The organism is Paenibacillus barengoltzii G22 (assembly GCF_000403375.2).
Classification (GTDB): domain Bacteria; phylum Bacillota; class Bacilli; order Paenibacillales; family Paenibacillaceae; genus Fontibacillus; species Fontibacillus barengoltzii.
On the sequence record NZ_KE159652.1, the window covers coordinates 1213629 to 1235657 of the forward strand.

The 22029-nt window shown below is 52.1% G+C and carries 24 protein-coding genes; 23 read left to right on the top strand and 1 reads right to left on the bottom strand.

Annotated elements, in window-relative coordinates; genetic code table 11:
- The first annotated feature begins 61 nt into the window (after positions 1–61).
- From accB to C812_RS05725, 20 genes are all read left to right on the top strand, one after another.
- The gene (accB, locus tag C812_RS05630; RefSeq protein ID WP_016311706.1) at positions 62–559 is read left to right on the top strand and encodes an acetyl-CoA carboxylase biotin carboxyl carrier protein; all 498 of its coding nucleotides are present in this window, start codon (positions 62–64) and stop codon (positions 557–559) included.
- An 87-nt stretch (positions 560–646) separates the two neighbouring features.
- Positions 647–1990, top strand: a complete 1344-nt coding sequence (accC, locus tag C812_RS05635; RefSeq protein WP_016311707.1) for an acetyl-CoA carboxylase biotin carboxylase subunit — start codon at positions 647–649, stop codon at positions 1988–1990.
- Between the two features lie 112 nt (positions 1991–2102).
- Positions 2103–2510, top strand: a complete 408-nt coding sequence (locus tag C812_RS05640) for an Asp23/Gls24 family envelope stress response protein (RefSeq protein WP_009225783.1) — start codon at positions 2103–2105, stop codon at positions 2508–2510.
- A 105-nt stretch (positions 2511–2615) separates the two neighbouring features.
- A complete protein-coding gene (gene amaP / locus C812_RS05645) occupies positions 2616–3155 on the top strand; it encodes an alkaline shock response membrane anchor protein AmaP (RefSeq protein WP_016311708.1) in 540 nt (179 codons plus the stop codon).
- A gap of 14 nt (positions 3156–3169) precedes the next feature.
- The gene (locus tag C812_RS05650) at positions 3170–3403 is read left to right on the top strand and encodes a DUF2273 domain-containing protein (protein ID WP_009225785.1); all 234 of its coding nucleotides are present in this window, start codon (positions 3170–3172) and stop codon (positions 3401–3403) included.
- A 276-nt stretch (positions 3404–3679) separates the two neighbouring features.
- A complete protein-coding gene (nusB, locus tag C812_RS05655; RefSeq protein WP_016311709.1) occupies positions 3680–4129 on the top strand; it encodes a transcription antitermination factor NusB in 450 nt (149 codons plus the stop codon).
- Between the two features lie 44 nt (positions 4130–4173).
- Positions 4174–5031, top strand: a complete 858-nt coding sequence (folD, locus tag C812_RS05660) for a bifunctional methylenetetrahydrofolate dehydrogenase/methenyltetrahydrofolate cyclohydrolase FolD (RefSeq protein WP_016311710.1) — start codon at positions 4174–4176, stop codon at positions 5029–5031.
- A gap of 140 nt (positions 5032–5171) precedes the next feature.
- Positions 5172–6554 (top strand): exodeoxyribonuclease VII large subunit, encoded by a 1383-nt coding sequence (gene xseA / locus C812_RS05665; RefSeq protein WP_016311711.1) that lies wholly within the window; start codon positions 5172–5174, stop codon positions 6552–6554.
- Positions 6529–6813, top strand: a complete 285-nt coding sequence (gene xseB, locus C812_RS05670; RefSeq protein ID WP_016311712.1) for an exodeoxyribonuclease VII small subunit — start codon at positions 6529–6531, stop codon at positions 6811–6813. The genes xseA and xseB overlap by 26 nt, the downstream gene beginning before the upstream one ends.
- 47 nt (positions 6814–6860) lie before the next feature.
- Positions 6861–7736 carry a polyprenyl synthetase family protein gene (locus C812_RS05675; protein WP_016311713.1) on the top strand — a complete coding sequence of 292 codons (876 nt, stop codon included), beginning with the start codon at positions 6861–6863 and terminating at the stop codon, positions 7734–7736.
- Between the two features lie 177 nt (positions 7737–7913).
- On the top strand, positions 7914–9824 hold the full coding sequence (gene dxs / locus C812_RS05680) for a 1-deoxy-D-xylulose-5-phosphate synthase (protein ID WP_410055542.1): 1911 nt from the start codon (positions 7914–7916) through the stop codon (positions 9822–9824).
- 12 nt (positions 9825–9836) lie between these two features.
- On the top strand, positions 9837–10700 hold the full coding sequence (locus C812_RS05685) for a TlyA family RNA methyltransferase (protein ID WP_016311715.1): 864 nt from the start codon (positions 9837–9839) through the stop codon (positions 10698–10700).
- 155 nt (positions 10701–10855) lie between these two features.
- Positions 10856–11335 carry a hypothetical protein gene (locus tag C812_RS05690; RefSeq protein ID WP_084770650.1) on the top strand — a complete coding sequence of 160 codons (480 nt, stop codon included), beginning with the start codon at positions 10856–10858 and terminating at the stop codon, positions 11333–11335.
- Between the two features lie 57 nt (positions 11336–11392).
- On the top strand, positions 11393–11842 hold the full coding sequence (ahrC, locus tag C812_RS05695) for a transcriptional regulator AhrC/ArgR (protein ID WP_016311717.1): 450 nt from the start codon (positions 11393–11395) through the stop codon (positions 11840–11842).
- A gap of 30 nt (positions 11843–11872) precedes the next feature.
- Positions 11873–13612 carry a DNA repair protein RecN gene (gene recN, locus C812_RS05700; protein WP_016311718.1) on the top strand — a complete coding sequence of 580 codons (1740 nt, stop codon included), beginning with the start codon at positions 11873–11875 and terminating at the stop codon, positions 13610–13612.
- Between the two features lie 99 nt (positions 13613–13711).
- Positions 13712–15043, top strand: a complete 1332-nt coding sequence (gene spoIVB / locus C812_RS05705) for a SpoIVB peptidase (protein WP_036624358.1) — start codon at positions 13712–13714, stop codon at positions 15041–15043.
- Positions 15044–15345: 302 nt separating this feature from the next.
- Positions 15346–16149 (top strand): sporulation transcription factor Spo0A, encoded by an 804-nt coding sequence (gene spo0A, locus C812_RS05710; RefSeq protein ID WP_009225798.1) that lies wholly within the window; start codon positions 15346–15348, stop codon positions 16147–16149.
- Positions 16150–16392: 243 nt separating this feature from the next.
- Positions 16393–16701, top strand: a complete 309-nt coding sequence (locus tag C812_RS05715) for an ArsR/SmtB family transcription factor (RefSeq protein WP_016311720.1) — start codon at positions 16393–16395, stop codon at positions 16699–16701.
- Between the two features lie 11 nt (positions 16702–16712).
- Complete coding sequence (locus C812_RS05720) at positions 16713–17660, top strand: cation diffusion facilitator family transporter (protein WP_016311721.1); 948 nt, start codon at positions 16713–16715, stop codon at positions 17658–17660.
- A 29-nt stretch (positions 17661–17689) separates the two neighbouring features.
- Complete coding sequence (locus tag C812_RS05725) at positions 17690–17899, top strand: hypothetical protein (RefSeq protein WP_036624710.1); 210 nt, start codon at positions 17690–17692, stop codon at positions 17897–17899.
- A 61-nt stretch (positions 17900–17960) separates the two neighbouring features.
- Here C812_RS05725 and C812_RS05730 read toward each other — a convergent pair whose 3' ends face one another.
- The gene (locus tag C812_RS05730; protein WP_016311723.1) at positions 17961–18287 is read right to left on the bottom strand and encodes a DUF2627 domain-containing protein; all 327 of its coding nucleotides are present in this window, start codon (positions 18285–18287) and stop codon (positions 17961–17963) included.
- 162 nt (positions 18288–18449) lie between these two features.
- On the opposite strand from C812_RS05730, the gene lpdA reads away from it, so the two are divergent.
- The 3 genes from lpdA (at position 18450) to C812_RS05745 (ending at position 22013) form a co-directional block, all read left to right on the top strand.
- Complete coding sequence (lpdA, locus tag C812_RS05735; RefSeq protein ID WP_016311724.1) at positions 18450–19871, top strand: dihydrolipoyl dehydrogenase; 1422 nt, start codon at positions 18450–18452, stop codon at positions 19869–19871.
- A 127-nt stretch (positions 19872–19998) separates the two neighbouring features.
- On the top strand, positions 19999–21024 hold the full coding sequence (locus tag C812_RS05740) for a thiamine pyrophosphate-dependent dehydrogenase E1 component subunit alpha (protein ID WP_016311725.1): 1026 nt from the start codon (positions 19999–20001) through the stop codon (positions 21022–21024).
- A gap of 2 nt (positions 21025–21026) precedes the next feature.
- Positions 21027–22013 (top strand): alpha-ketoacid dehydrogenase subunit beta, encoded by a 987-nt coding sequence (locus tag C812_RS05745; RefSeq protein WP_016311726.1) that lies wholly within the window; start codon positions 21027–21029, stop codon positions 22011–22013.
- The last annotated feature ends 16 nt before the right edge of the window (positions 22014–22029 follow it).

Genomic DNA, 22029 nt, shown 5'->3' on the forward strand with positions numbered 1-22029 from the left:
GAAGGCTTATGGTTGAAGGCCAAGGCTTTTCCTACAAAGCTGAAGGAGAGAGAGTGAAGATATGTTTAAGCTGAGTGAAATTAAAGAATTGATCGAGCTGCTGGACCAAACGTCCGTGCATGAACTAGAAATCGAAAATGAAGGCGCTCGCTTGTCCATTCGTAAGAACGGCGCGAGTGAAGTTGTTCACGTGCAGCCGCAAGTTGTTGCCGCTGTACCGCAAAATGTCCAAGCTGCCGCATCGGCTCCGGCTCCGCAAGAAACGGTATCGGCTCCTCAAGCGACAGACTCGGCTCCATCGGCGGCACCTGCTGCGAATTTACATACCATTGTTTCGCCGATGGTCGGGACGTTTTATCGTGCTTCGTCGCCGGAAGCTCAGCCTTATGTAAATATCGGCGACAAAGTCGGCGAGAAGACGACGGTCTGCATCATTGAAGCAATGAAGCTGATGAACGAGCTAGAGGCGGAAGTGAAAGGCGAAATCATCGACATCCTGGTGGAGAACGGGCAGATGGTCGAATACGGTCAGCCTCTCTTTTTGGTGAAGCCGGAGTAAACCAAGGATTACGCCCTTAACGCATCACGTATGTTGCAGCTTCAAGGGCCGTTACCCTAGCTTTCCAAAGGAGGATACGAGTATCTCATGAAATTTCATAAAATATTGATTGCCAACCGCGGCGAGATTGCTGTGCGGATCATTCGTGCTTGCCGTGAACTCGGGATATCTACCGTAGCGGTCTATTCCGAAGCGGACAAGGATTCGCTGCACGTCCGTTTGGCTGACGAAGCTTATTGCATCGGACCTACGCCGTCGAAGGACAGCTATTTGAATCTGACCAATTTGATGAGTGTAGCGACGTTAACGGAGTGCGACGCGATTCATCCCGGGTACGGGTTCCTGGCTGAAAATGCCGACTTCGCGGAGATCTGCGGCTCCTGCAATATTACGTTTATCGGCCCTTCCCCGGAAGCGATTACCCGCATGGGAGACAAGGCGATGGCGAAGCAAACGATGAGAGAGGCTAACGTGCCTGTTATTCCGGGCTCGGACGGATTGATTGAGGACCTCGAACAAGCCGTGATGATTGCTCGGGACATCGGATATCCGGTCATCATCAAAGCGACAGCTGGCGGCGGAGGCAAAGGGATTCGTATTGCCGAGGACGAGGAATCGCTGATTAAGCAAATTACAACAGCGCAGCAGGAAGCGCAAAAAGCTTTTGGGAATGCCGGCGTGTATCTCGAAAAATATTTGACCGGCATGAAGCATGTGGAGATCCAAATCATCGCCGACAAGCACGGCAATGCTGTATACTTGGGCGAACGCGATTGCTCGGTGCAACGTCGCCGCCAGAAGTTGTTAGAGGAAGCGCCATGCCCCGTGCTCTCGCCTGAGAAACGGCAAGAGATGGGAGAAGCGGCGGTTCGGGCTGCATTGGCGGTAAACTACTCCGGTGCGGGTACGCTGGAATTTCTTCTAGGTCCGGACGGACAGTTTTATTTCATGGAAATGAATACGCGAATTCAGGTTGAGCATCCGGTTACCGAGATGGTGACCGGCGTTGATTTGATTCAAGAGATGATTTCCGTGGCCGAAGGCAATCCGCTTTCCTTCACCCAAGAGGACATCAAGCTGAACGGTTGGTCGATCGAATGCCGGATTAATGCAGAGGATCCGACTCGCAACTTTATGCCGTCTCCGGGGAAAATCGGCTTCTATTTGCCTCCGGGCGGTCCAGGGGTTCGTGTCGACAGCGGGGCTTATCCAGGGTACATGATCTCGCCTCATTATGATTCAATGATTGCGAAACTGATCGTTTGGGGACCAACACGGGAGGAAGCGATTGCGAAGATGAAACGGGCTTTGTCCGAATTCGCGATCGAAGGAATTCATACCACGATTCCTTTCCATCAGAAGCTGCTGGAGCATCCGACCTTTATTAAAGGTGACTTTGATATCAAATTTTTGGAAGAAAACGAGATATAGAAAGCCGCCTCGTGTTTGTCATAATGAACCCAAAATGATATAGTATGTATAATAAGTGCGCGGTATCTATCGATAGAGCAGCGTCATACTTATTGAGAGGTGGATGAATAGAATGAGCACATTGCCAACGGAATTCGAACGTACGGATATTGGTGAAATTCAAATTGCCCCTGAAGTCATCGAGGTGATTGCTGGACTAGCTACCGTCGAGGTCAAGGGGGTTGCCGGAATGAGCGGCGGATTTGCCGGCGGAATCGCCGAACTGTTGGGAAGAAAGAACCTTTCCAAGGGTGTGAAGGTGGAAGTCGGTCAACGTGAAGCTGCGGTGGACGTATCCGTTATCGTCGAATACGGCAACCGTCTCCCGGAAGTCGCCTCGGAAATCCAACGTAATGTGAAACGCTCCATCGAAAACATGACGGGACTGAATGTCGTTGAAGTGAACGTACATATTCACGACGTCATTTTCAAAGCAGCCGAACGTGTGGAAGAAGTGGAAGCGACCCATCGCGTTAAATAACGATTTGTCATGAACCCCTTGACCGCTTCCTTGGTCAGGGGTTTACTGTAATTTTCAGCTGGGACAAGCTGAAGCAACCCTCTTTTTAAGGAGGCAATACCTGTCGTGGCCAAAATTTTAGATCGAATTTTGATGTTTATTTACAGCTTGAGCATTGCCATTCTATCCGTATTTGTCATTCTTGTGCTCACGGATGCCGTTCCTATGGAGCTGAAGGTTCTGGAGCAACAACCGATCTATATCGGTACCTGGGTAGCGGCAATCCTGCTGCTCTTGATCAGCATTCGGGTATTTTACATATCCGTCAGCAGAGATCGCAGTGCGGCGACCTCGATTGACCAACGCAACGAATACGGTGATATCCAGATCTCGGTGGACACCATTGAGAACTTGGCGTATAAAGCTGCTTCCCGCGTGCGCGGTATCAAGGAAGTGAAGACGCGGATTCGGATCACGGAGTCCGGCCTTGAAATCGTTGTGCGTGCGTTGGTGGACGGGGAGACATCGATCCCTGCGCTGACGGAAGAAGTTCAGAAGCAAGTCCATGACCGTGTCGAGGAAATTACCGGGATTCCTGTCTCCTACGTATCGGTGTACATTGCCAATCTGGTCCATTCCCCGGTTCTCAAAGGCCGGGTTGAATAGGGGTGAGCAGCGGGGTGTTCTGGAAACAATTGTGGGAGAGTCACAAAGGACGCCTGCTCGGGATAGCGGCGGCCGTGTTTTTATGCCCGATCTATCTGTTTTTCGGATTCTGGAATATGTTGTTCTGCGCCTTGCTGCTATTTATCGGGTATACGATTGGTAAGCAGAAGGACTTGGAGGGAGGCCCGCTCCTACCTTGGGGCACGATTTGGGAATGGCTGTCCACGCGTTGGCGTCCCTTTAAATGAGATTTTTGAATTTTGAATTCCTCATTACCCCTTCCTGTGATATGCTTACTCCGGAAAAGAGCTAGGAACGTGTTCTTGCCCCTTTTGTGGAGTAAGCCTATTACGGGTCTTTTTTTGTGTTAAAGCGAGTCGAGAAATGTGAAATGTCCGGTGATGTTTAAGCCGGTTTTGGTCTATGCTTATGGGTAAGTACTGAGGGATAGGAAATGAAGCATAGCAACTTAAAAGTAAGCCATGATGGAAGAGTAAGCGTAGAAATTGGTTAGGAGGAAACAGATGAAACGGCGTTTGGCGAGAGAGATTGGTGTGCAGAGCATGTACCAGATGGAAATGAATGAGGTGGACGCAAACGAAGCGGTGACGATGCTGCTGACGGAAGCGATGGAAGAGAACGAAGGTGAAGTTGAGCTGTCGGATGTGGATGCGACACGAGCTTTCGTGCTGGAGCTGGTCAATGGCACTTGGAGCCGGAAGGATGCGATCGATGGCTTGCTGGAAGATTATTTGAAGGGATGGCAGATCAGCCGTTTGTCCAAGGTGGACCGGCAGGTGTTGCGTCTGGCAACCTATGAAATGATCTTCCGCGATGACGTGCCAGGGAAAGTCGCTGTAAATGAAGCGATCGAGCTGGCCAAGCATTTTGGATCCCCGGAATCCGGCAAGTTCGTCAACGGCGTACTTGGAAAGATGATTCAAGACATCGATCAGCTGAAGAGCAAACGATAATTTTTAATACAATATTATTTTTTATAGAAGAGGAGAGGACGAGCATGACAGCACCAATTATTAACGGTAAACAAATTTCGGAGGATATCCGCAAGGATTTGCGCGCAGAGGTAGAACAGCTGGTGAAACAAGGCTTTACGCCAGGACTGGCCGTCGTGCTCGTCGGGGAAGATCCGGCTTCGCAGGTGTATGTGCGGAATAAGGAGAAAGCCTGCCATGAGTTGGGCTACTATTCGGAGGTTCACCGTCTGCCAGCCGATACGTCGCAAGCGGACTTGCTCGCTTTGGTGGACAAGCTGAACCATCAGGCGAATATCCATGGGATTCTGGTACAGCTGCCGCTGCCTAAGCATATTGATGAGAAAGCCGTTATCGATGCCATGTCGCCGGAAAAAGACGTTGATGGATTCCATCCGATTAATGTTGGGAACTTGATGATCGGCGACGACAGCCTCTTGCCTTGCACACCGGCAGGGGTGATTGAGCTGATCAAACGCACCGGCGTGGAGATCGCCGGGAAGCATGCGGTTGTTATTGGCCGCAGCAACATCGTCGGCAAGCCGGTTTCCCTGCTCCTGCAACGGGAGAACGCCACGGTCACGATGTGCCATTCGCACACGGCGAACATGAAAGAGTTGACTCGCCTCGCGGACATTCTTGTCGTTGCGATCGGACGCGCCAATTTCGTAGACGCCTCCTATGTGAAGCCGGGTGCAGTCGTGATTGACGTAGGGATGAATCGTCTGGATAACGGCAAGCTGGCTGGGGACGTTGACTTTGAGAGCGTAAAAGAGATATCCGGACCCATCACACCGGTACCTGGAGGCGTTGGCCCGATGACGATTACGATGTTGATGCAAAATACGCTGATTGCAGCGAAACGCCTGCAAGGGCTGGCTTAAGCGGAGGTGCCAAGTAATGGCTGGCCTGTGTGTGTCGTTGGACCGTACGGCTTTAAGTTCCCTTGTTTTCATCAGCAGCGACTACGAGAAGTGAATTAGGGCATGATTTTCCCTTAGTTCTCGGAAAGGAGGCGGCACCTTTGGATCAGCAACGGATTTTAACGGTGAAGGAGTTAAACCGCTACATCCGCATGAAGCTGGAATCGGATCAGGTGCTCACCGACGTCTGGATTCGCGGTGAAATCTCCAATTTCACGCATCATTCCAGCGGGCATATGTATTTCACGCTGAAGGATGCGGACAGCCGAATCAAGAGCATTATGTTCGCATCATACAACCAGCGGTTGCCGTTCCGACCCAAGGAAGGCACGCGCGTGATTGCACGCGGCAATGTTTCCGTCTACGAACGGGACGGGCAGTATCAATTTTACGTGACGCATATGCAACCGGACGGCGTAGGCAGCCTTTATCTCGCCTTCGAACAGCTGAAGCAGAAGCTCGATGCAGAGGGCTTGTTCGCGCCGGGACGCAAACGGCCGTTGCCGCGGTTCCCGAAGACGATCGGCGTGGTCACCTCGCCGACCGGAGCAGCGGTCCGCGACATCTTAACGACGCTGGGGCGGCGGTACCCGCAGGCCGCGGTGATCCTGTACCCCGTGCTTGTCCAGGGCAAAGGGGCAGCGCCGTCGATCGTGAGAGCGATTCGCACGCTGAACGCGATGGGCGAGGCCGACGTGCTTATCGTCGGCCGCGGCGGCGGCTCGCTCGAGGAGCTGTGGGCATTCAACGAGGAGCAGGTCGCGCGGGCGATCTATGAATCGGCGATTCCCGTCATCTCGGCCGTAGGCCACGAGACGGATTTCACGATCGCCGATTTCGTCGCCGACCTGCGGGCTGCCACGCCCACTGCGGCCGCCGAGCTGGCCGTGCCGCACACGGCCGAGCTGCGCGTGCACTTGCGCCAGCGAGAACAGGTGCTGCAGCAGAGCTTGCAGCACCGCCTGCAGCAGGCGCGCGAACGGCTGCGCCGGCTGCAGCGCTCGCCGGCGCTGACGCAGCCGCGGCGCAGCCTGCTCCAGCACGCGGAGCGGCTGGACCGGCTGTCCTCGCGGCTGACGGGGCACATGCAGACGCGCCTGCAGCTTGCCGGCGCAGCGCAAGACCGCCTGCACCAGCGCCTGCTGCGCTTCCATCCACGGGATGCGCTGCAGTTCGCGGGACGCCGGCGGCGGGAGGCGGATCGCCTGCTGCGGCAAGCGATGCAGGGCATCCTGCGGGAGAAGTCGAGTCAGCTGGCGGCGGGCATTCGCCATCTGGATGCGCTGAGCCCGCTGAAAGTCATGGCGCGAGGCTACAGCCTCGTCTACGATGAACGCGGGGATCGGTTGATCAAGTCGTTATCGGACGTTGAACTGGGTGACCGGATCACGGTGAAGGTGACGGATGGAGAACTAGATTGTCAAGTTTGGGGCATGAGGCCGGAAGGAGCGGGGGAAGATGAAGGAACAGGAAGCCAAGCTTAATGCAGCAGACGCGCAGCAAGTGGAACTTAATTTCGAAGATGCGATGAACCAGCTGGAGGATATCGTGTCTCAGCTGGAGCGCGGAGATGTGCCGTTGGAGAAAGCGATTGACCTGTTTCAGCAGGGCATGAGGCTCTCGCAAATCTGCGGTCAAAAGCTGGCACAAGTGGAACGAAAGATCGAAATGATCGTAGAAGAAGACGGGGCGGTTGAGAAGCAGCCGTTTCAGCCGCCGCTAAGCGATAGTTCGGACTTCTGAAGAGAGCGGTGATCTTGTTGCAGCAGCATTTAACGATAGAGGCATACATGAAGGAGATTGCTGAAGCCGTGTCCACGCGCTTGTCCTCCAGCCTTCCGGCGGCATGGAACGTGCCGGAAACGCTAAGTCAGGCGATGGATTATTCGCTGATGGCGGGTGGGAAACGGCTTCGGCCGCTGCTCGTCGTGGCTGCGGCGGAGGCGCTCGGCGGCAGCCGAGATGCGGCAATGCCCGTCGCCTGCGCCGTGGAAATGGTACATACGTACTCGCTGATCCATGACGATCTCCCGGCCTTGGACAATGATGACTTTCGTCGCGGAAAACCGACGAACCACAAAGTGTTTGGGGAAGCGATGGCCATTTTGGCCGGGGATGGGCTGTTAACGCATGCTTTTTACAGCGTGGTTCAAGCGAGCCGCCAGCAAGGGGTGTCGGCGGAGTCGGCGCTGGCGATCGTGGAGGAATTGTCGCGATTTGCCGGGCCGGGCGGCATGGTGGGCGGCCAAGTGGCCGACATGCAAGGCGAGCAGGGAGTGACCGATCTCGAACAGCTGCGCTACATCCATGAGCACAAAACCGGAGATCTGATCGTATTTTCAGTCAGAGCGGGCGGACATATTGCTTCGGGAAACACGGAGCAGCTTGAGGCATTGGAACGGTATGGCCGGGCGCTGGGGCATGCGTTTCAAATTCAGGACGACATCCTGGATCTGATTGGGGACGAAAGCAAACTCGGCAAAAAAACGCAAAGCGATGTCATCCAACAGAAGGTGACTTACCCTTACTTTATCGGCATCGAGGCTTCCCAAGCGGAAGTTGAACGGCTGACGAGTGAGGCGAAGCAGGCGTTACAAGACGGAGCGATTCCGCATCCGCAGCGGCTGCTGGAGATTGCGGATCTGTTGCTTCGCCGGGATCATTAACGTATTTGTCTCATCGAGGTGTTGGTCGAAATCAGGGAAAAATGACTTACGTATCTGCCGTAAGTGATTTCGACATCGCGATGACATATGGTATAATGAAGGCTATTATCAACAAGTGTAAGAAAAGGCCGGACTTGGATGTCGGCTTTTGGAACCATACATTTAGGAAAGCGGGGAATGGCTGTGCTGCTTTCGCAAATACATGAGCCTGCCGATCTGAAAAACTTGTCCCTGGAGCAATTGACGCCGCTCGCTGAGGAGATCCGTCAGTTCTTGATTGAGAAGCTGTCGGTCACCGGCGGGCATTTGGCATCGAATTTGGGCGTGGTGGAACTGACGATCGCCCTGCATTATTGCTACAACAGTCCGCAGGATAAACTCATCTTTGACGTAGGACACCAAGCTTATGTACATAAAATCTTAACCGGGCGGAAGGACCAGTTCGACACGCTTCGTAAACATCGGGGATTATGCGGATTCGTCAAACGAAGCGAGAGCGTGCATGACGTGTGGGAAGCAGGGCACAGCAGCACCTCCCTCTCCGCGGCCATGGGGATGGCGCTGGCCCGGGACATGAAGGGCGAATCGAACCGCGTAATTGCGATCATTGGGGACGGTGCGTTAACCGGCGGGATGGCATTTGAAGCGCTGAATCATATCGGCCATGAGAAGAAAGATTTGATGGTGGTTTTGAACGACAATGAAATGTCGATCGCGCCAAACGTTGGAGCCTTGCATAATTACTTGACCAAAATTCGTTCGGACCGCAATTACCTGCGGGCCAAAGACGAAGTGGAACAGCTGCTGAAGAAAATCCCGGCCATCGGCGGCAAAGTTGCCAAAACTGTGGAGCGGGTGAAGGACAGCCTGAAGTATTTGATGGTATCCGGCGTCTTATTTGAAGAGCTCGGATTCAAGTACCTGGGACCAGTCGATGGCCATGACTTGCCGGGTCTTATTGATGCCTTCAAGCAGGCGAATAACGTCAGCGGACCAGTGTTGGTGCATGTGCTGACGACCAAGGGCAAAGGTTATACTCCGGCAGAACAGGATTCGCATAAATGGCATGGTATTACGCCGTACAAAATTGAATCCGGCCAATTGTTAAAGGCTGTTGGGAACCCGATGTATACGGAGGTGTTCGGACAGACCTTGATTGAGCTGGCTGAACAGGATGAACGGATCGTGGCCGTCACTCCAGCGATGCCAGGCGGTTCCGGATTGGTGAAATTCGGTGAACGTTTTCCGGGCCGCATGATTGACGTGGGGATCGCTGAGCAGCATGCCGCGACGATGTGCGCTGCCATGGCGATGGAAGGCTTGAAGCCGGTTTATGCGGTATATTCCACGTTCATGCAGCGGGCTTACGACCAGATCGTGCATGATATTTGCCGTCAGAACGCCAACGTCATGTTCGCGATCGACCGGGCTGGATTCGTAGGAGCGGACGGGGAAACCCACCAAGGGGTTTACGATATCGCCTTTATGCGTCATATTCCGAATATCGTTCTCATGATGCCGAAGGATGAAAATGAATTGCGCCACATGATGAAGACGGCGCTGGAATATAACGACGGGCCGATTGCATACCGCTATCCGCGGATTAATGTCCCTGGGGTTCCGCTGGACAAAGAGCTGGTGCCGATTCCGATCGGAACATGGGAACTGCTGCGGGAAGGCGACAACCTGACGATCGTTGCAGTTGGCCCGATGGTACAGGTTGCCGAGGAAGTGGCGGAAAGACTCAAGCGGGAAGGCGTGTCTGCTGCCGTGGTGAACGCCAGATTCTTAAAGCCGCTTGACGGAGAAATGCTGGTTCAACTGGCGCAAAGCAGTGGAACGATGATCGTGCTGGAGGAAGCGTCGCAAGCGGGAAGCCTGGGGAGTGCGATCCTGGAATTCTATGCGGAGCAAGGAATTACGGGCCTGGACATCCGATTGATGGGAGTACCCGACCGGTTCATCGAGCACGGCAGCATCAAGGAGCAATTGGAAGAAGTCGGCTTGACGGCTGAGAACGTTGTTCGTGAGGTGCACAAGCTGCGGAGCGAACAACATTTGACGCTCGGCAAGAAAGTAAATTATTGACGGGAGATTGGCATGTCGGTTTCCAAGGAACGCGTAGACGTCCTGCTCGTGGAGCAGGGGTATTTTGACAGCAGAGAAAAAGCGAAAGCGGCGATCATGGCCGGACTGGTGTTTGGCGGACAAGAGCGGATCGAGAAGGCGGGGACGAAGATTCCTCGGGACACGGTGTTGTCCGTCAAGGGTGAGATTCACCCCTATGTCAGCCGGGGCGGACTTAAGCTGGAAAAAGCAATTAAGCAGTTTAACCTGGATCTGACCGGTCGAACGATGCTGGATATTGGATCGTCAACCGGCGGATTTACGGATTGCGCTTTACAGCACGGCGCGGAGTATGTGTACGCGATTGACGTGGGATACAATCAGCTCGATTGGTCGCTGCGCAACGATCCGCGGGTGAACGTCAAGGAACGCACCAACTTCCGTTATATGACCCCGCAGGATTTAGACGGTCCTACGCCGGATTTTGCCAGTATCGACGTTTCCTTTATTTCGCTAAAGATCATTTTGCCGCCGCTCCTTGCGTTATTGAAACGGCCGGCGGACATCGCTGCGCTCATCAAACCGCAGTTTGAGGCGGGGCGTGAGAAGGTTGGCAAATCGGGGGTCGTCCGTGATCCCAAGGTACATCAGGAAGTGTTAGAGACGGTGCTGAGCTTTGCGGTGGAGCAAGGCTACGAAGTGGCCGGATTAACTTTTTCTCCTATTACCGGCGGGGAAGGGAACATCGAATTTTTAGCTCATCTCAGATTGGAAGAGGAAGCTGCGGCTGGTGCGGCAGGGGAGCTAGATGTGGATCGGTTTACCCGGATCCGCGAGCTGGCGGCCAGCGTGGTTCATGAAGCATCAAACACTTTTACAGGAGGCCCATCCAAGTGATGGGTCTTTTTTCATTGGAGCATCTTGCAAATCGAACGCTTGTTCCCTATAATGGAATCAAAACCGTGATGTTTCCACATCCCCTTCTAAATTTTGTGCTTCTCAAGACAGGAGCTCATCGCAGAAGCGTCGAAATAAGGGATGAGGTGATATCGGTGGGAGCTTATTCGGACGGTCTTCTGATGATCGTGATCGCGGGAATCGGCGCGTATTTGCTATACCGCGGTTTTCGTTCCTGGGTCCGCAAGCCGTTTACTTTACGATCCAGCATCGGATTTGAGATGAATGAGGAGATTATAGAGCACCCTGCGGTGGACATGCTGGAAGAAGCAGGGTATGAAGTCGTCAGCGATAAACTGAAAGTTCCGCTCACCTTCCGTGTGGACGGAGAACTTCTGCACAGCCGTCTTTTTATTGACTATATTGCAGTCAAGAATGGGGAATTCTATCTAGTTAGAACTGCGCGAGAGCGCCGCCCGGTGGAATGGACGGGCAGCGGTTTGCGCCGGGACCTGTTGCCGTTCCTGCTGTTATATCCGGAGTGTGCCGGCGTGTTGTACGTGGATCCGGAGCAAGGAGAGCTGAAGGTCATATCCCTAACGACGGATGATAACGAAGAAGATGAATCCGCCTAAACCGATAAATACTGATTTCAGACTAAATACGATCTTGCAGGGGTAATGGAGGGCACAATGAAAGGGCATAGACATATCAAGATAAGGGAAATTATTTCGGCCAGGGAAATCGAGACTCAAGATGAGTTGGTAGAAGCATTACGCGAGGCGGGATATCAGGTCACTCAGGCGACGGTCTCCCGCGACATTAAGGAATTAATGCTGATTAAGGTGCCAACAGACGACGGAAGATACAAGTATTCCATGCCGACGGCTCAACGTTATAATCCGGTGCAGAAGCTGCAGCGAGCGCTGGTCGACAGCTTCGTGCATATCGACTATACCGGCAATTTGGTTGTGATGAAGTGTCTTCCGGGGACTGCGAATGCGGTAGCCGTGCTGCTGGACAATATGGAATGGCCGGATCTGCTTGGCACGATTTGCGGTGATGACACCATCTTGCTGATCTGTCGCAACGAGGACTATAGCCGGTATTTGATTGATCAGATCATGGGATACATATCTTAATTGATTTGGGAGTAGGGGAGGAGTGCCCGGATGTTGGTTCATTTATCCATTCGTAATCTGGCAGTGGTTGAAGCGGTTGATGTATCATTTGGTTCCGGTTTTCATGTCCTTACAGGGGAGACGGGGGCAGGCAAATCGATCATCATTGATGCCCTGGGCCTAATTGCCGGCGGCAGGGGATCAGCCGATTTAATCCGTTATGGTTGTGATAAAGCCGAGATGGAGGCTTCCTTCGATCTGCCGGCAGATCATCCGGTTTGGACAACCCTGGAAGGGTTCGGCATCGCGGGCGACCCCGGAGAGCTTCTAATAATTCGCCGGGAAATCAGCGTTCAAGGCAAGAGCTCAGCGCGCATCAACGGGCAGCTGGTGAACTTATCGATGCTGCGCGAGGTTGGAGAGAAGCTGATCAACCTGCATGGCCAACATGAACACCAAACGCTGCTTCGACCGGAACGTCATTTAGAATTGCTGGACGCCTACGGCGCCGAAGCGATTGATCCGGTGAAGGCGGCTTATCAAGCGACCTACGCCGAGTTTGTACGGATTGACAAGGAATATCATGAGCTGCGTAATACGAGTCAACAGGCGTTGCAAATGCTTGATTTATACCGTTTTCAATTGAGTGAAATTTCTGCAGCCGAGTTAAAACCGGGGGAAGATGAATTACTCGCGGAGGAAAAGGTCAAGCTATCCCATAGCGAGAAAATGATGGAGTCCATTTCGAAAGCCTATGATTTGCTGTACGGTCCTCAGGGACTGGACGCGATTGCGAAGGCTGTCTCGAAGCTAAGTGAAGTATCGGCTTATGACAGCAAAGGAATATCTCCGCTCCTGGAGCAGCTTCAATCCGCGTATTATCAATTGGAGGATGCGTCCTTCAGCCTGCGGAATTATCGTGAACGGATCGAGTTTAATCCGGAACGGTTGGAAGAAGTCGAAGAACGTCTGGATCTGATCTCGACGCTGCGCCGTAAATACGGTGATGATATTCAAGGGATCCTTGCGTATTATGAGAAGATTCGCCAAGAAGTGGATGCCTTGGAGAATAAGGATGAACGCCTGGAGCAGCTTCAGGTGCAACGGGAGAAATTAACCGAGCGACTGATGAAGCAGGCTTTCGAGCTAAGTGCAGTACGGCAGCAGAAGGCCGTTGAACTCGCGGCCCAGATCGAGGCGGAGCTTAAAGACCTGCAAATGGGTCGGACCTCTCTGGAAGTGAAGTTAAGCCTTATGGAGGATGCCAACGGATTGGAATGGGAAGGAAAGAAGATCCGTCCCGGCAAACACGGTATCGACAATGCTGAATTCCTCATTTCGCCAAATCCCGGAGAGCCGCTCCGACCGCTTAGCAAGATTGCATCCGGCGGTGAGCTGTCCCGCATGATGCTGGCGCTGAAGAGCATCTTTGCCCGACATGAACAGGTTCCTGTACTCATTTTCGACGAAGTGGATACGGGTGTCAGCGGGCGAGCCGCTCAGTCGATTGCCGACAAATTGTCGCGATTGTCTGGATTGTGCCAAGTTTTCGCCATCACACATTTGCCGCAGGTGGCTTGCATGGCGGATCGGCAGTACCTCATCGAGAAAGTCGTTGAAGACGGCCGCACCATGACACGCGTTGCTTCCTTAGATGAAGCCGGACGAGTGAATGAACTGGCCCGCATGCTCGGCGGGGTAGAAATCACGGAAAAGACCCAGCATCATGCCCAAGAAATGCTGAAGCTGGCACAGGCACAAAAGGATGTTTTATTAAGTCTGGCACAATGATTGACAGTAATAAAACACCTGACCCGGGGTATCTTATAGGTACGCAATTGGCGACCACCGTTTCGTCAAGCGAAAGAAGCTAAGGGAGCGTGACAGCCATTGAACCCGAACCTCAGGAATCGAATGCTCGGTCTTTTTCTTGCCTTCTTCTTTTGTTTTCTCGGCACGTCTGCCGCTGAAGGGCGGCTTCCTGTACTGCCGGACGAGTTACGCCTGTTTCAGGGTCAGGGAACACAAATTTCATTTGCTTTACCCGTGCAGGCCGAAGTCAGCGTAGATCGGCCTGATGTAGTGATGGTCAACGGGCAAGCGAACCCATCCATGAAAGTATCGTTAGGACATCCGCTCAAGCTTTCGTCGCTTCGGAGTGGAGAAGCCAACCTCCGCATGAAATTATTCGGTCAAATTCCTCTAAAGACCGTCAAGGTCAATGTCATCCCGGACCTTAAAGTGATTCCCGGCGGACAAACCATCGGTGTCAAGGTGAAATCCGCCGGGATCTTAGTGGTCGGGCATCATCAAGTTGTAACGGATACCGGCAAAGTTTCACCCGGCGAAGCGGCCGGAATTCAAGCCGGTGATTTGATCACCCACATTAACGGAATGAAGCTCCACGATGTTCGCGAAGTGGCGGAAATTGCCGCTGAAGCGGGCAAACATCAACGACCTCTTAAGATCACCTATATGCGGAACGAGAAGGAATTCACCACGTCCTTAAATCCAGCATATGATCAGCAGGATCGAGCCTGGAGACTTGGTTTGTATATCCGGGATTCTGCTGCAGGGGTAGGCACACTGACGTTTTATGCCCCGGATCACGGCGTCTACGGGGCCCTCGGTCACATTATTACCGATATGAATACCCAAACGCCGATCGTCGTCGGCAGCGGGCAAATTCTGCAATCCAGCGTCACATCCATCTCCAAGAGCGAGAGCGGTGAACCCGGGGAGAAGCGGGCTCACTTTCTCAAAGAAGGTAAGACCCTAGGCAATATCGAACGCAATACGAATTTTGGGATCTTCGGGAAGATGTCACAAAATCCAGAGCATAGCCTTTATGAGAAACCGATTCCCGTCGCTTTTTCAGAAGAAGTGAAGGAAGGACCAGCAGAAATTCTGACCGTCGTTGAAGGTCAACGCGTAGAGCGGTTTAAAGTCGAAATCGTCCATGTTTCCAAACAGAGTGCACCGGAAACGAAAGGATTAGTTATTCGCATTACCGACCCGCGTCTCGTGGAGAAGACCGGCGGTATCGTTCAAGGCATGAGCGGTAGTCCAATTCTTCAGAACGGCAAGCTCATCGGTGCTGTGACTCATGTGTTCGTCAACGACCCGAAATCAGGATATGGTTGCTTTATCGAATGGATGCTGCAGGATGCCGGTATTTTACAAAGCACGAAAGACTCGATGCAAAATCTTAAGGCGAGCTAAACGCTGCCTTAAGATTTTTTTAGATATCACAAAGTATAAAAATGGGGGATTGGCATCCAAGAAGGGAATTTCCTTAAGCATAGGTCGACAAACACAGCTTTCAATCTGTATGCAAATGTCGAATGTATCCGAATTAGATCGCTTTGTGTAAATAAATAATTTATTATATATCAATCATGCAAAAAAATAAATAAAAATAATTTTCGACAGAAGGAATTTACTTTTGCATGTCGAATCCTTATTCTGGTAAGAAGAGAAGCAATGAATAAACCTATCCAATTACCTGAAGGAGGAAGTAGGCAGTGCAGAAAATCGAAGTGTTGTTGGCAGATGATAATCGTGAATTTACAAATTTGCTCGCGGAATACATTTCGGAGCAAGACGATATGGTCGTCTCGGGAATCGCCTATAACGGGGAAGAAGTACTGGAGATGATCGATCAAGCAGCAAGAGTTCCCGATGTCTTGATCCTTGACATTATTATGCCTCATCTGGACGGACTCGGTGTGCTTGAGCGCATTCGCGACCTGAACCTGACCCCTCAGCCTAAAATCATCATGCTGACCGCCTTTGGTCAAGAGAACATCACGCAGCGTGCCGTTCAGCTTGGAGCTTCTTACTACATCTTGAAACCATTTGACATGGAAGTGTTGGCGAATCGCATTCGTCAGCTCGTGGGTGTCCAAACCTTGAGCAACAGCGCACCTTCTACTTCGTTTGCCAAATCGAATGTGGTGCCTTTGGGCAAAGGGAAGAACCTCGATGCGAACATCACATCGATCATACATGAAATCGGAGTTCCGGCGCATATTAAAGGGTATCAATATCTGCGCGAAGCGATCACAATGGTGTATAACAACATTGAAATTTTAGGCGCTATTACGAAAACACTGTATCCAGCAATCGCGGAGAAATTCAAGACGACGCCTTCCCGTGTAGAACGTGCGATTCGTCATGCGATTGAAGTCGCTTGGACCCGTGGCAATATCGACTCCATCAGCCATCTTTTTGGTTATACGATTAATATCTCCAAATCCAAGCCGACCAATAGTGAGTTCATCGCCATGGTAGCGGATAAGCTGCGGATCGAGCATAAGGTGTCTTGAAAGTCTGAGGACACGAATAGTGATAACGACGGGAGCAAATAAGCCGTTGGTCGTTCACTTATGCAGCGATCCAGAAAGGATAAATGAAAGGCGGTCCCTCTCGGTGTATACCGGGATGCGGCCGTTTTTTATTTTGCCTAAGACGAAAATCCGCACTTGTCGATTGACAATATAGGACCGTTAGGATTATTCTGTATATGAGCATATGTTCATATACAGTTATTTCGAGAGGGGAACGACCAGGTGGATAAAAAATTACACGTTGATCTGAGCCCGGATACACTGGAGAAGGTTTCTACGATATTCAAAGCATTATCCGATCCGACCCGAATCAAAATTCTTCATTTGCTGTCGGAAGAAGAATGTTCCGTGACGCATATGTCGGAGGTGTTGAATTTGTCGCAGTCGGCGGTATCCCACCAGCTCAGTTTGCTGCGAAATTTGCGGCTGGTCAAGTTCCGGCGAGAGGCCAATACGGTGTACTACAGTTGTGACGACGAGCATGTGATTTCACTCTTAAAACAGGCGATTCAACACGCTTGTTGCGAATAGGAGGGAGATTCATGGGACATCCTCACGCTCATCATCATCACGGTCATGACCATAGCCATGCCGGCCATCTCCACGATCATCATGCGGCACGTTCGGGAAATAAGAAGGGGCTGTGGATCGCTTTATTGATTACGGCTTCGATCGCCGTTCTTGAATTTTGCGGCGGTTTGATTACCGACAGCCTAGCTTTATTGTCCGATTCCGGTCATATGTTAAGCGATGCCAGCTCGCTGCTGCTTAGCCTGATTGCCTTTTGGTTTGCCGCTCGACCTGCTTCTAAGCGAAATACGTACGGATACCACCGTATGGAGATCCTGGCGGCGCTGCTGAATGGGGCAGCCCTGTTTGTGATCGCCGGGTTTATCTTTTGGGAAGCTTACGGGCGATTGCTTGATCCGCCAACTGTGTCCAGCAATACGATGATCGTGATTGCAGTGATCGGTTTATTTGCGAATTTAGCTAGCGCAGCGGTATTGCTGAAGAAAGGCGACGTCAAGGGCAACTTAAACCTGAAAAGCGCTTATCTGCATGTACTTGGAGATGCTTTGGGTTCGGTTGGGGCTATTCTCGCGGGGATCGTGATGTCGTTGTTTGGCTGGTATATTTTTGACCCGATTATCAGTGTTCTGGTCGCTTTGTTAATTCTTCGCAGTGCCTGGAGCGTCATCAGCCAATCGGTGCACATATTGATGGAAGGCTCTCCCGCATCGATCGATCAAAGTCAGGTGAAGCAGTGTCTGGAAGGGATTCCAGGGGTTGTGGAAGTCCATGATTTGCATATTTGGACCATCACTTCGGGGATGGATGCGTTAAGCTGTCACTTAACAATAGAGGATGGCAGTCAAAGCCAAGCCGTGTTACAGGAAGCAATTACTGCCTTGGAGAAGACGTTCCACATCGGTCATACCACCATTCAGGTGGAAACCTCACACATCCAGCATCGGGAGCTTATGGTATAATGCCATCAGGAGAAAGGATGAGCGTTAATATGACGAACGATCTTGAGCCGGCAGCTTACCGGGAATTGTTGGAGGGCACGAATTTGGAAGAAAATCAACGGCAGGCCCTTATGGAACTAATCCAACGTTACGAACAGCTTCGCGCAGAGAACGCTAGACTACGCAAGGCATTGCTTCGTGCAAATGCCCATCAAGGCTCGCGGATGTCGACCAAACTGAAGGAAGCGTTATATGAATAAGCTAAAAAACCTCTTACGCTGAAGACAGAGCGAAAGAGGTTTTTTCATATGATTCTATAGGTTAGTCGTGCTGTACCACAGCGGGTTCTGGTTCTTTCGCAGCGGCTTGGGCAGCTTCGTCTTTTTTGCGAAATCTGGGACCTAGGTAATTCCGCTTGCGATCCCGGAAGAAGATCCACCCGCCCAAAAATCCGGCGCCGGCCGCAAACAGAACAACGCCTAACCCGAAGTTTAACCAGTCAAATGTGACTCGGGTTAACGAATCGTCGCCGTGTGCTGACATATAATCAAATAAGGTGTCTTTGATTTTTATAAATCCGATCATCGCTGCAATGCCGGGAATCACCAGCAAAATAATCGCAATAAACCGGGAGAACTTGAGCCTCATGCGCTTGATCTTCCTTTCTCTCTCGAAATGGCTATGTATTGTTAAAAATATCATACCTTTTTCCTGAGGGGATGTCTATTTACGGCTTTGATTTGTAATAACGGAAAAACAAGGTAAAATAGGGGAAAGTGACTGAATTGATAGAATGGGTGGAGATGAATTATGGCAATTACTTGTGATGTAGCGGTGCTTGGAGGAGGGACCGGCGGATATATCGCAGCCATTCGCGCGGCACAGTTGGGGAAAGACGTTGTCATTATTGAGCGGGACAAGCTGGGTGGAACCTGTCTGCATCGCGGATGTATCCCAAGCAAAGCGCTGCTGCGCAGTGCGGAGCTCTACGCGCAAATGAAGGACAGTGCAAGTTACGGCATCGAGACAAGCGGTGTGACGCTCGTATTCCCGAAAGTGCAGGAACGAAAGCAAAGCATCGTGGATCAACTGCATAAAGGGGTCCAATATTTGATGCGTAAACATAAAATCCGCGTGATTGAAGGAAATGGGCGAGTGATCGGGCCGTCGATTTTCTCTCCCAAAAGCGGAGCCGTTGCCGTGGAGCTTCCGGATGGTGAAATGGAGACGGTTGTGCCTACGAACTTGATCATCGCCACAGGCTCACGGCCGCGCATGCTGCCAGGGCTTGAGCCGGACGGGAATTATATTCTTAGCAGCGATGAAGCGCTGCAGCTATCCGAGCTTCCCGGCTCGATGCTGATTGTGGGAGGCGGCGTCATCGGGGTTGAATGGGCCTCCCTATTAAATGATTTTGGGGTGCAGGTGACTGTGGTAGAAGCCGCGAATCAGCTGCTGCCGGCAGAAGATGAGGATATCGCCCGTGAATTACAGAAGCAGTTGCAACGGCGCGGCATTCAAGTCATCACTGGGGTTACGGTTGATCCGAGTTCTTTAGAAGTTGGTCATAACCGGGTGCAAATCTCCGCAAAACGAGGGGACGAATCGATCCGGCTCGAAGCGGACAAGCTGCTCGTATCCATAGGACGTCAGGCCAACGTGGAGAATATTGGGCTCGAAAATACCGACATCGGGTTAGAACGCGGCTTCATTCGGGTAAATGAATATATGCAAACCACGGAACCGCATATTTACGCCATCGGCGATTGCATCGGCGGGCTTCAGCTCGCACATGCTGCCAGCCATGAAGGGTTAACTGCCGTCCATCATTTGGCCGGGGAAGCCTCGCATGGTTATCAAGAAAGCCAAGTTCCGCGCTGCGTGTACACCCGTCCTGAAGTCGCATCGGTTGGAATCACCGCCAAGGAAGCAAAGGCTAAAGGGCTGGAGGTTAAAGTTGGCAAAGTTCCGTTCTCGGCGATTGGCAAGGCACTGGTGCATGGCGAAACGGAAGGATTTGTGAAAATGGTGGCCGATGCCCGCACCAATGATATTCTTGGCGTGCAGATGATCGGGCCGCATGTGACGGAGCTGATCAGCCAAGCGGCACTGGCCCAGGTGCTGGATGCGACGCCTTGGGAAGTTGGACAAGTCACCTTTGCCCATCCGACGCTGGCAGAAATTATCGGGGAAGCAGCGCTGGCCGTGGACGGGAACTCCTTAAACGCTTGAGGTAATGGGCAAAATGATGAATATTTTCCTTTTCGCTGCAAAACGATTATAATAAACTTATTCCAAGTCTTAGTACCTGGTGTTAAGATTAAGGTATGTAACGCCCCAATCAAAGGAGGTAACTCCCATGAATGCCAAAAGTGTAGTTCAAACCGAGCCAAAACATAAGCAACTCGGACTAACAGATGCAGAAGTCATTGAGATGTACAGATATATGGTGACCGCACGCAAATTCGATGAGCGTAACCTATTGCTGCAGCGGGCCGGGAAAATTAATTTCCACGTTTCCGGGATCGGTCAAGAAACCACGCAGGTTGCTGCGGCGTTTGCGCTTGATCGTGAGCGCGACTATTTCCTGCCTTACTACCGGGACTACGGCTTTGTGCTGGCCGTGGGCATGTCGCTTACGGAATTAATGCTCTCAGCCTTCGCCAAAGCGGATGATCCGAACAGCGGCGGCCGTCAGATGCCAGGACATTTCGGCAGCAAACGGCTGCGTATCGTGACCGGCTCCAGTCCGGTAACCACGCAGGTTCCCCATGCCGTAGGTGTTGCGTTGGCGGCCAAAATGCAGAAGAAAGACATTGTTTCTTACGTCACGTTTGGGGAAGGCTCAAGCAATCAGGGGGATTTTCACGAAGGGTTAAACTTTGCCGGGGTTCAGAAGCTGCCGGTCATCTTCCTGTGTGAGAATAACCAATACGCCATTTCTGTGCCGGTGAAGAAGCAGTTGGGCGGTCGTGTGGTGGATCGGGCTCAAGGGTATGGCTTCCCGGGGGTTCGCGTCGATGGCAACGATGCCCTGGAGGTGTACCGAGTTGTGAAGGAAGCGCGGGAACGCGCGATTCGCGGTGAAGGGCCTACACTGATTGAAGCGATGATGTACCGCTTGTCCCCGCACTCGACGTCGGATAATGATCTGGCGTATCGGACGAAGGAAGAAGTAGAAGAGAACTGGAAAAAAGACGGTATCCCTAAAATGAAGTCGTACCTGATCGAAACCGGCATTTGGAGCGAGGAGCAGGACGAAGCGCTGTTGCGGGGTATCCAACAACAGCTGAAGGAAGCGGTGGAAGCGGCTGACAATGCGCCGTTCCCACGGCCGGAAGACACGCTGCTGCATGTCTATGCCAGCGAAGGGGAGGATCAATAATCATGCCGGTGATGGAATATATCGACGCGATTCGTCTGGCCATGAAGGAAGAAATGGAGCGGGACGAAAGCGTGTTTGTTCTGGGGGAAGACGTCGGCGTTAAGGGCGGCGTGTTCACCACCACGAAAGGGCTGCAGGAGCAGTTCGGTGAAATGCGCGTCATCGATACGCCGCTGGCGGAATCGGCCATTGCCGGTGTTGCGATTGGTGCAGCGATGTATGGTCTGAAGCCGATCGCAGAAATGCAATATTCGGACTTTATGCTGCCGGCGACGAACCAGATTATTAACGAAGCGGCGAAAATTCGCTATCGTTCCAACAACGACTGGAATTGCCCGGTTGTGGTCCGCGCTCCAATCGGCGGCGGGATTTTTGGCGGGTTGTACCATTCCCAATGTCCGGAATCGATTTTCTTCGGTACCCCGGGGCTGAAGATCGTTGCCCCTTATTCCGCTTATGATGCCAAAGGGTTGCTGAAGGCAGCGATCCGCGACCCCGATCCGGTGTTGTTCTTTGAGAATAAGAAATGCTATAAGCTCATCAAGGAAGAGGTGCCGGAGGACGATTATATCGTTCCGATCGGCAAAGCGAAGGTGCTGCGGGAAGGCGATGACATTACGGTTATAAGCTACAGCTTGCCGCTGCATTTTGCGATGCAGGCTGCGGAAGAGCTGGCGGCAGAGCAAGGGATCAGCTCCCACATTCTTGATTTGCGCACGCTGCAGCCTCTGGACCGCGAAGCTATTATTGAGGCGGCCCGCAAGACAGGCAAGGTCCTGATTATCCATGAGGATAATAAAACCGGCGGTATTGGTGCAGAAGTATCGGCGATTATTTCTGAAGAGTGCTTATTCGAGTTGGATGCTCCGATTGCAAGACTGTGCGGACCGGACGTTCCGGCGATGCCGATTAGCCCTCCGATGGAAAAGTTCTTTATGCTTAGCAAAGATAAGGTCAAAGAAGCGATGCTTCAATTGGCGCTTTATTGATTGGGAGTGAGGATAC

Coding starts and splice junctions, on each gene's coding strand:
- accB (WP_016311706.1), top strand. CDS start 62: ATGTTTAAGCTGAGTGAAATTAAAGAATTGATCGAGCTGCTGGACCAA.
- accC (WP_016311707.1), top strand. CDS start 647: ATGAAATTTCATAAAATATTGATTGCCAACCGCGGCGAGATTGCTGTG.
- C812_RS05640 (WP_009225783.1), top strand. CDS start 2,103: ATGAGCACATTGCCAACGGAATTCGAACGTACGGATATTGGTGAAATT.
- nusB (WP_016311709.1), top strand. CDS start 3,680: ATGAAACGGCGTTTGGCGAGAGAGATTGGTGTGCAGAGCATGTACCAG.
- folD (WP_016311710.1), top strand. CDS start 4,174: ATGACAGCACCAATTATTAACGGTAAACAAATTTCGGAGGATATCCGC.
- xseB (WP_016311712.1), top strand. CDS start 6,529: ATGAAGGAACAGGAAGCCAAGCTTAATGCAGCAGACGCGCAGCAAGTG.
- C812_RS05675 (WP_016311713.1), top strand. CDS start 6,861: ATGAAGGAGATTGCTGAAGCCGTGTCCACGCGCTTGTCCTCCAGCCTT.
- dxs (WP_410055542.1), top strand. CDS start 7,914: ATGGCTGTGCTGCTTTCGCAAATACATGAGCCTGCCGATCTGAAAAAC.
- C812_RS05685 (WP_016311715.1), top strand. CDS start 9,837: ATGTCGGTTTCCAAGGAACGCGTAGACGTCCTGCTCGTGGAGCAGGGG.
- ahrC (WP_016311717.1), top strand. CDS start 11,393: ATGAAAGGGCATAGACATATCAAGATAAGGGAAATTATTTCGGCCAGG.
- recN (WP_016311718.1), top strand. CDS start 11,873: ATGTTGGTTCATTTATCCATTCGTAATCTGGCAGTGGTTGAAGCGGTT.
- C812_RS05720 (WP_016311721.1), top strand. CDS start 16,713: ATGGGACATCCTCACGCTCATCATCATCACGGTCATGACCATAGCCAT.
- C812_RS05725 (WP_036624710.1), top strand. CDS start 17,690: ATGACGAACGATCTTGAGCCGGCAGCTTACCGGGAATTGTTGGAGGGC.
- C812_RS05730 (WP_016311723.1), bottom strand. CDS start 18,287: ATGAGGCTCAAGTTCTCCCGGTTTATTGCGATTATTTTGCTGGTGATT.
- lpdA (WP_016311724.1), top strand. CDS start 18,450: ATGGCAATTACTTGTGATGTAGCGGTGCTTGGAGGAGGGACCGGCGGA.
- C812_RS05740 (WP_016311725.1), top strand. CDS start 19,999: ATGAATGCCAAAAGTGTAGTTCAAACCGAGCCAAAACATAAGCAACTC.
- C812_RS05745 (WP_016311726.1), top strand. CDS start 21,027: ATGCCGGTGATGGAATATATCGACGCGATTCGTCTGGCCATGAAGGAA.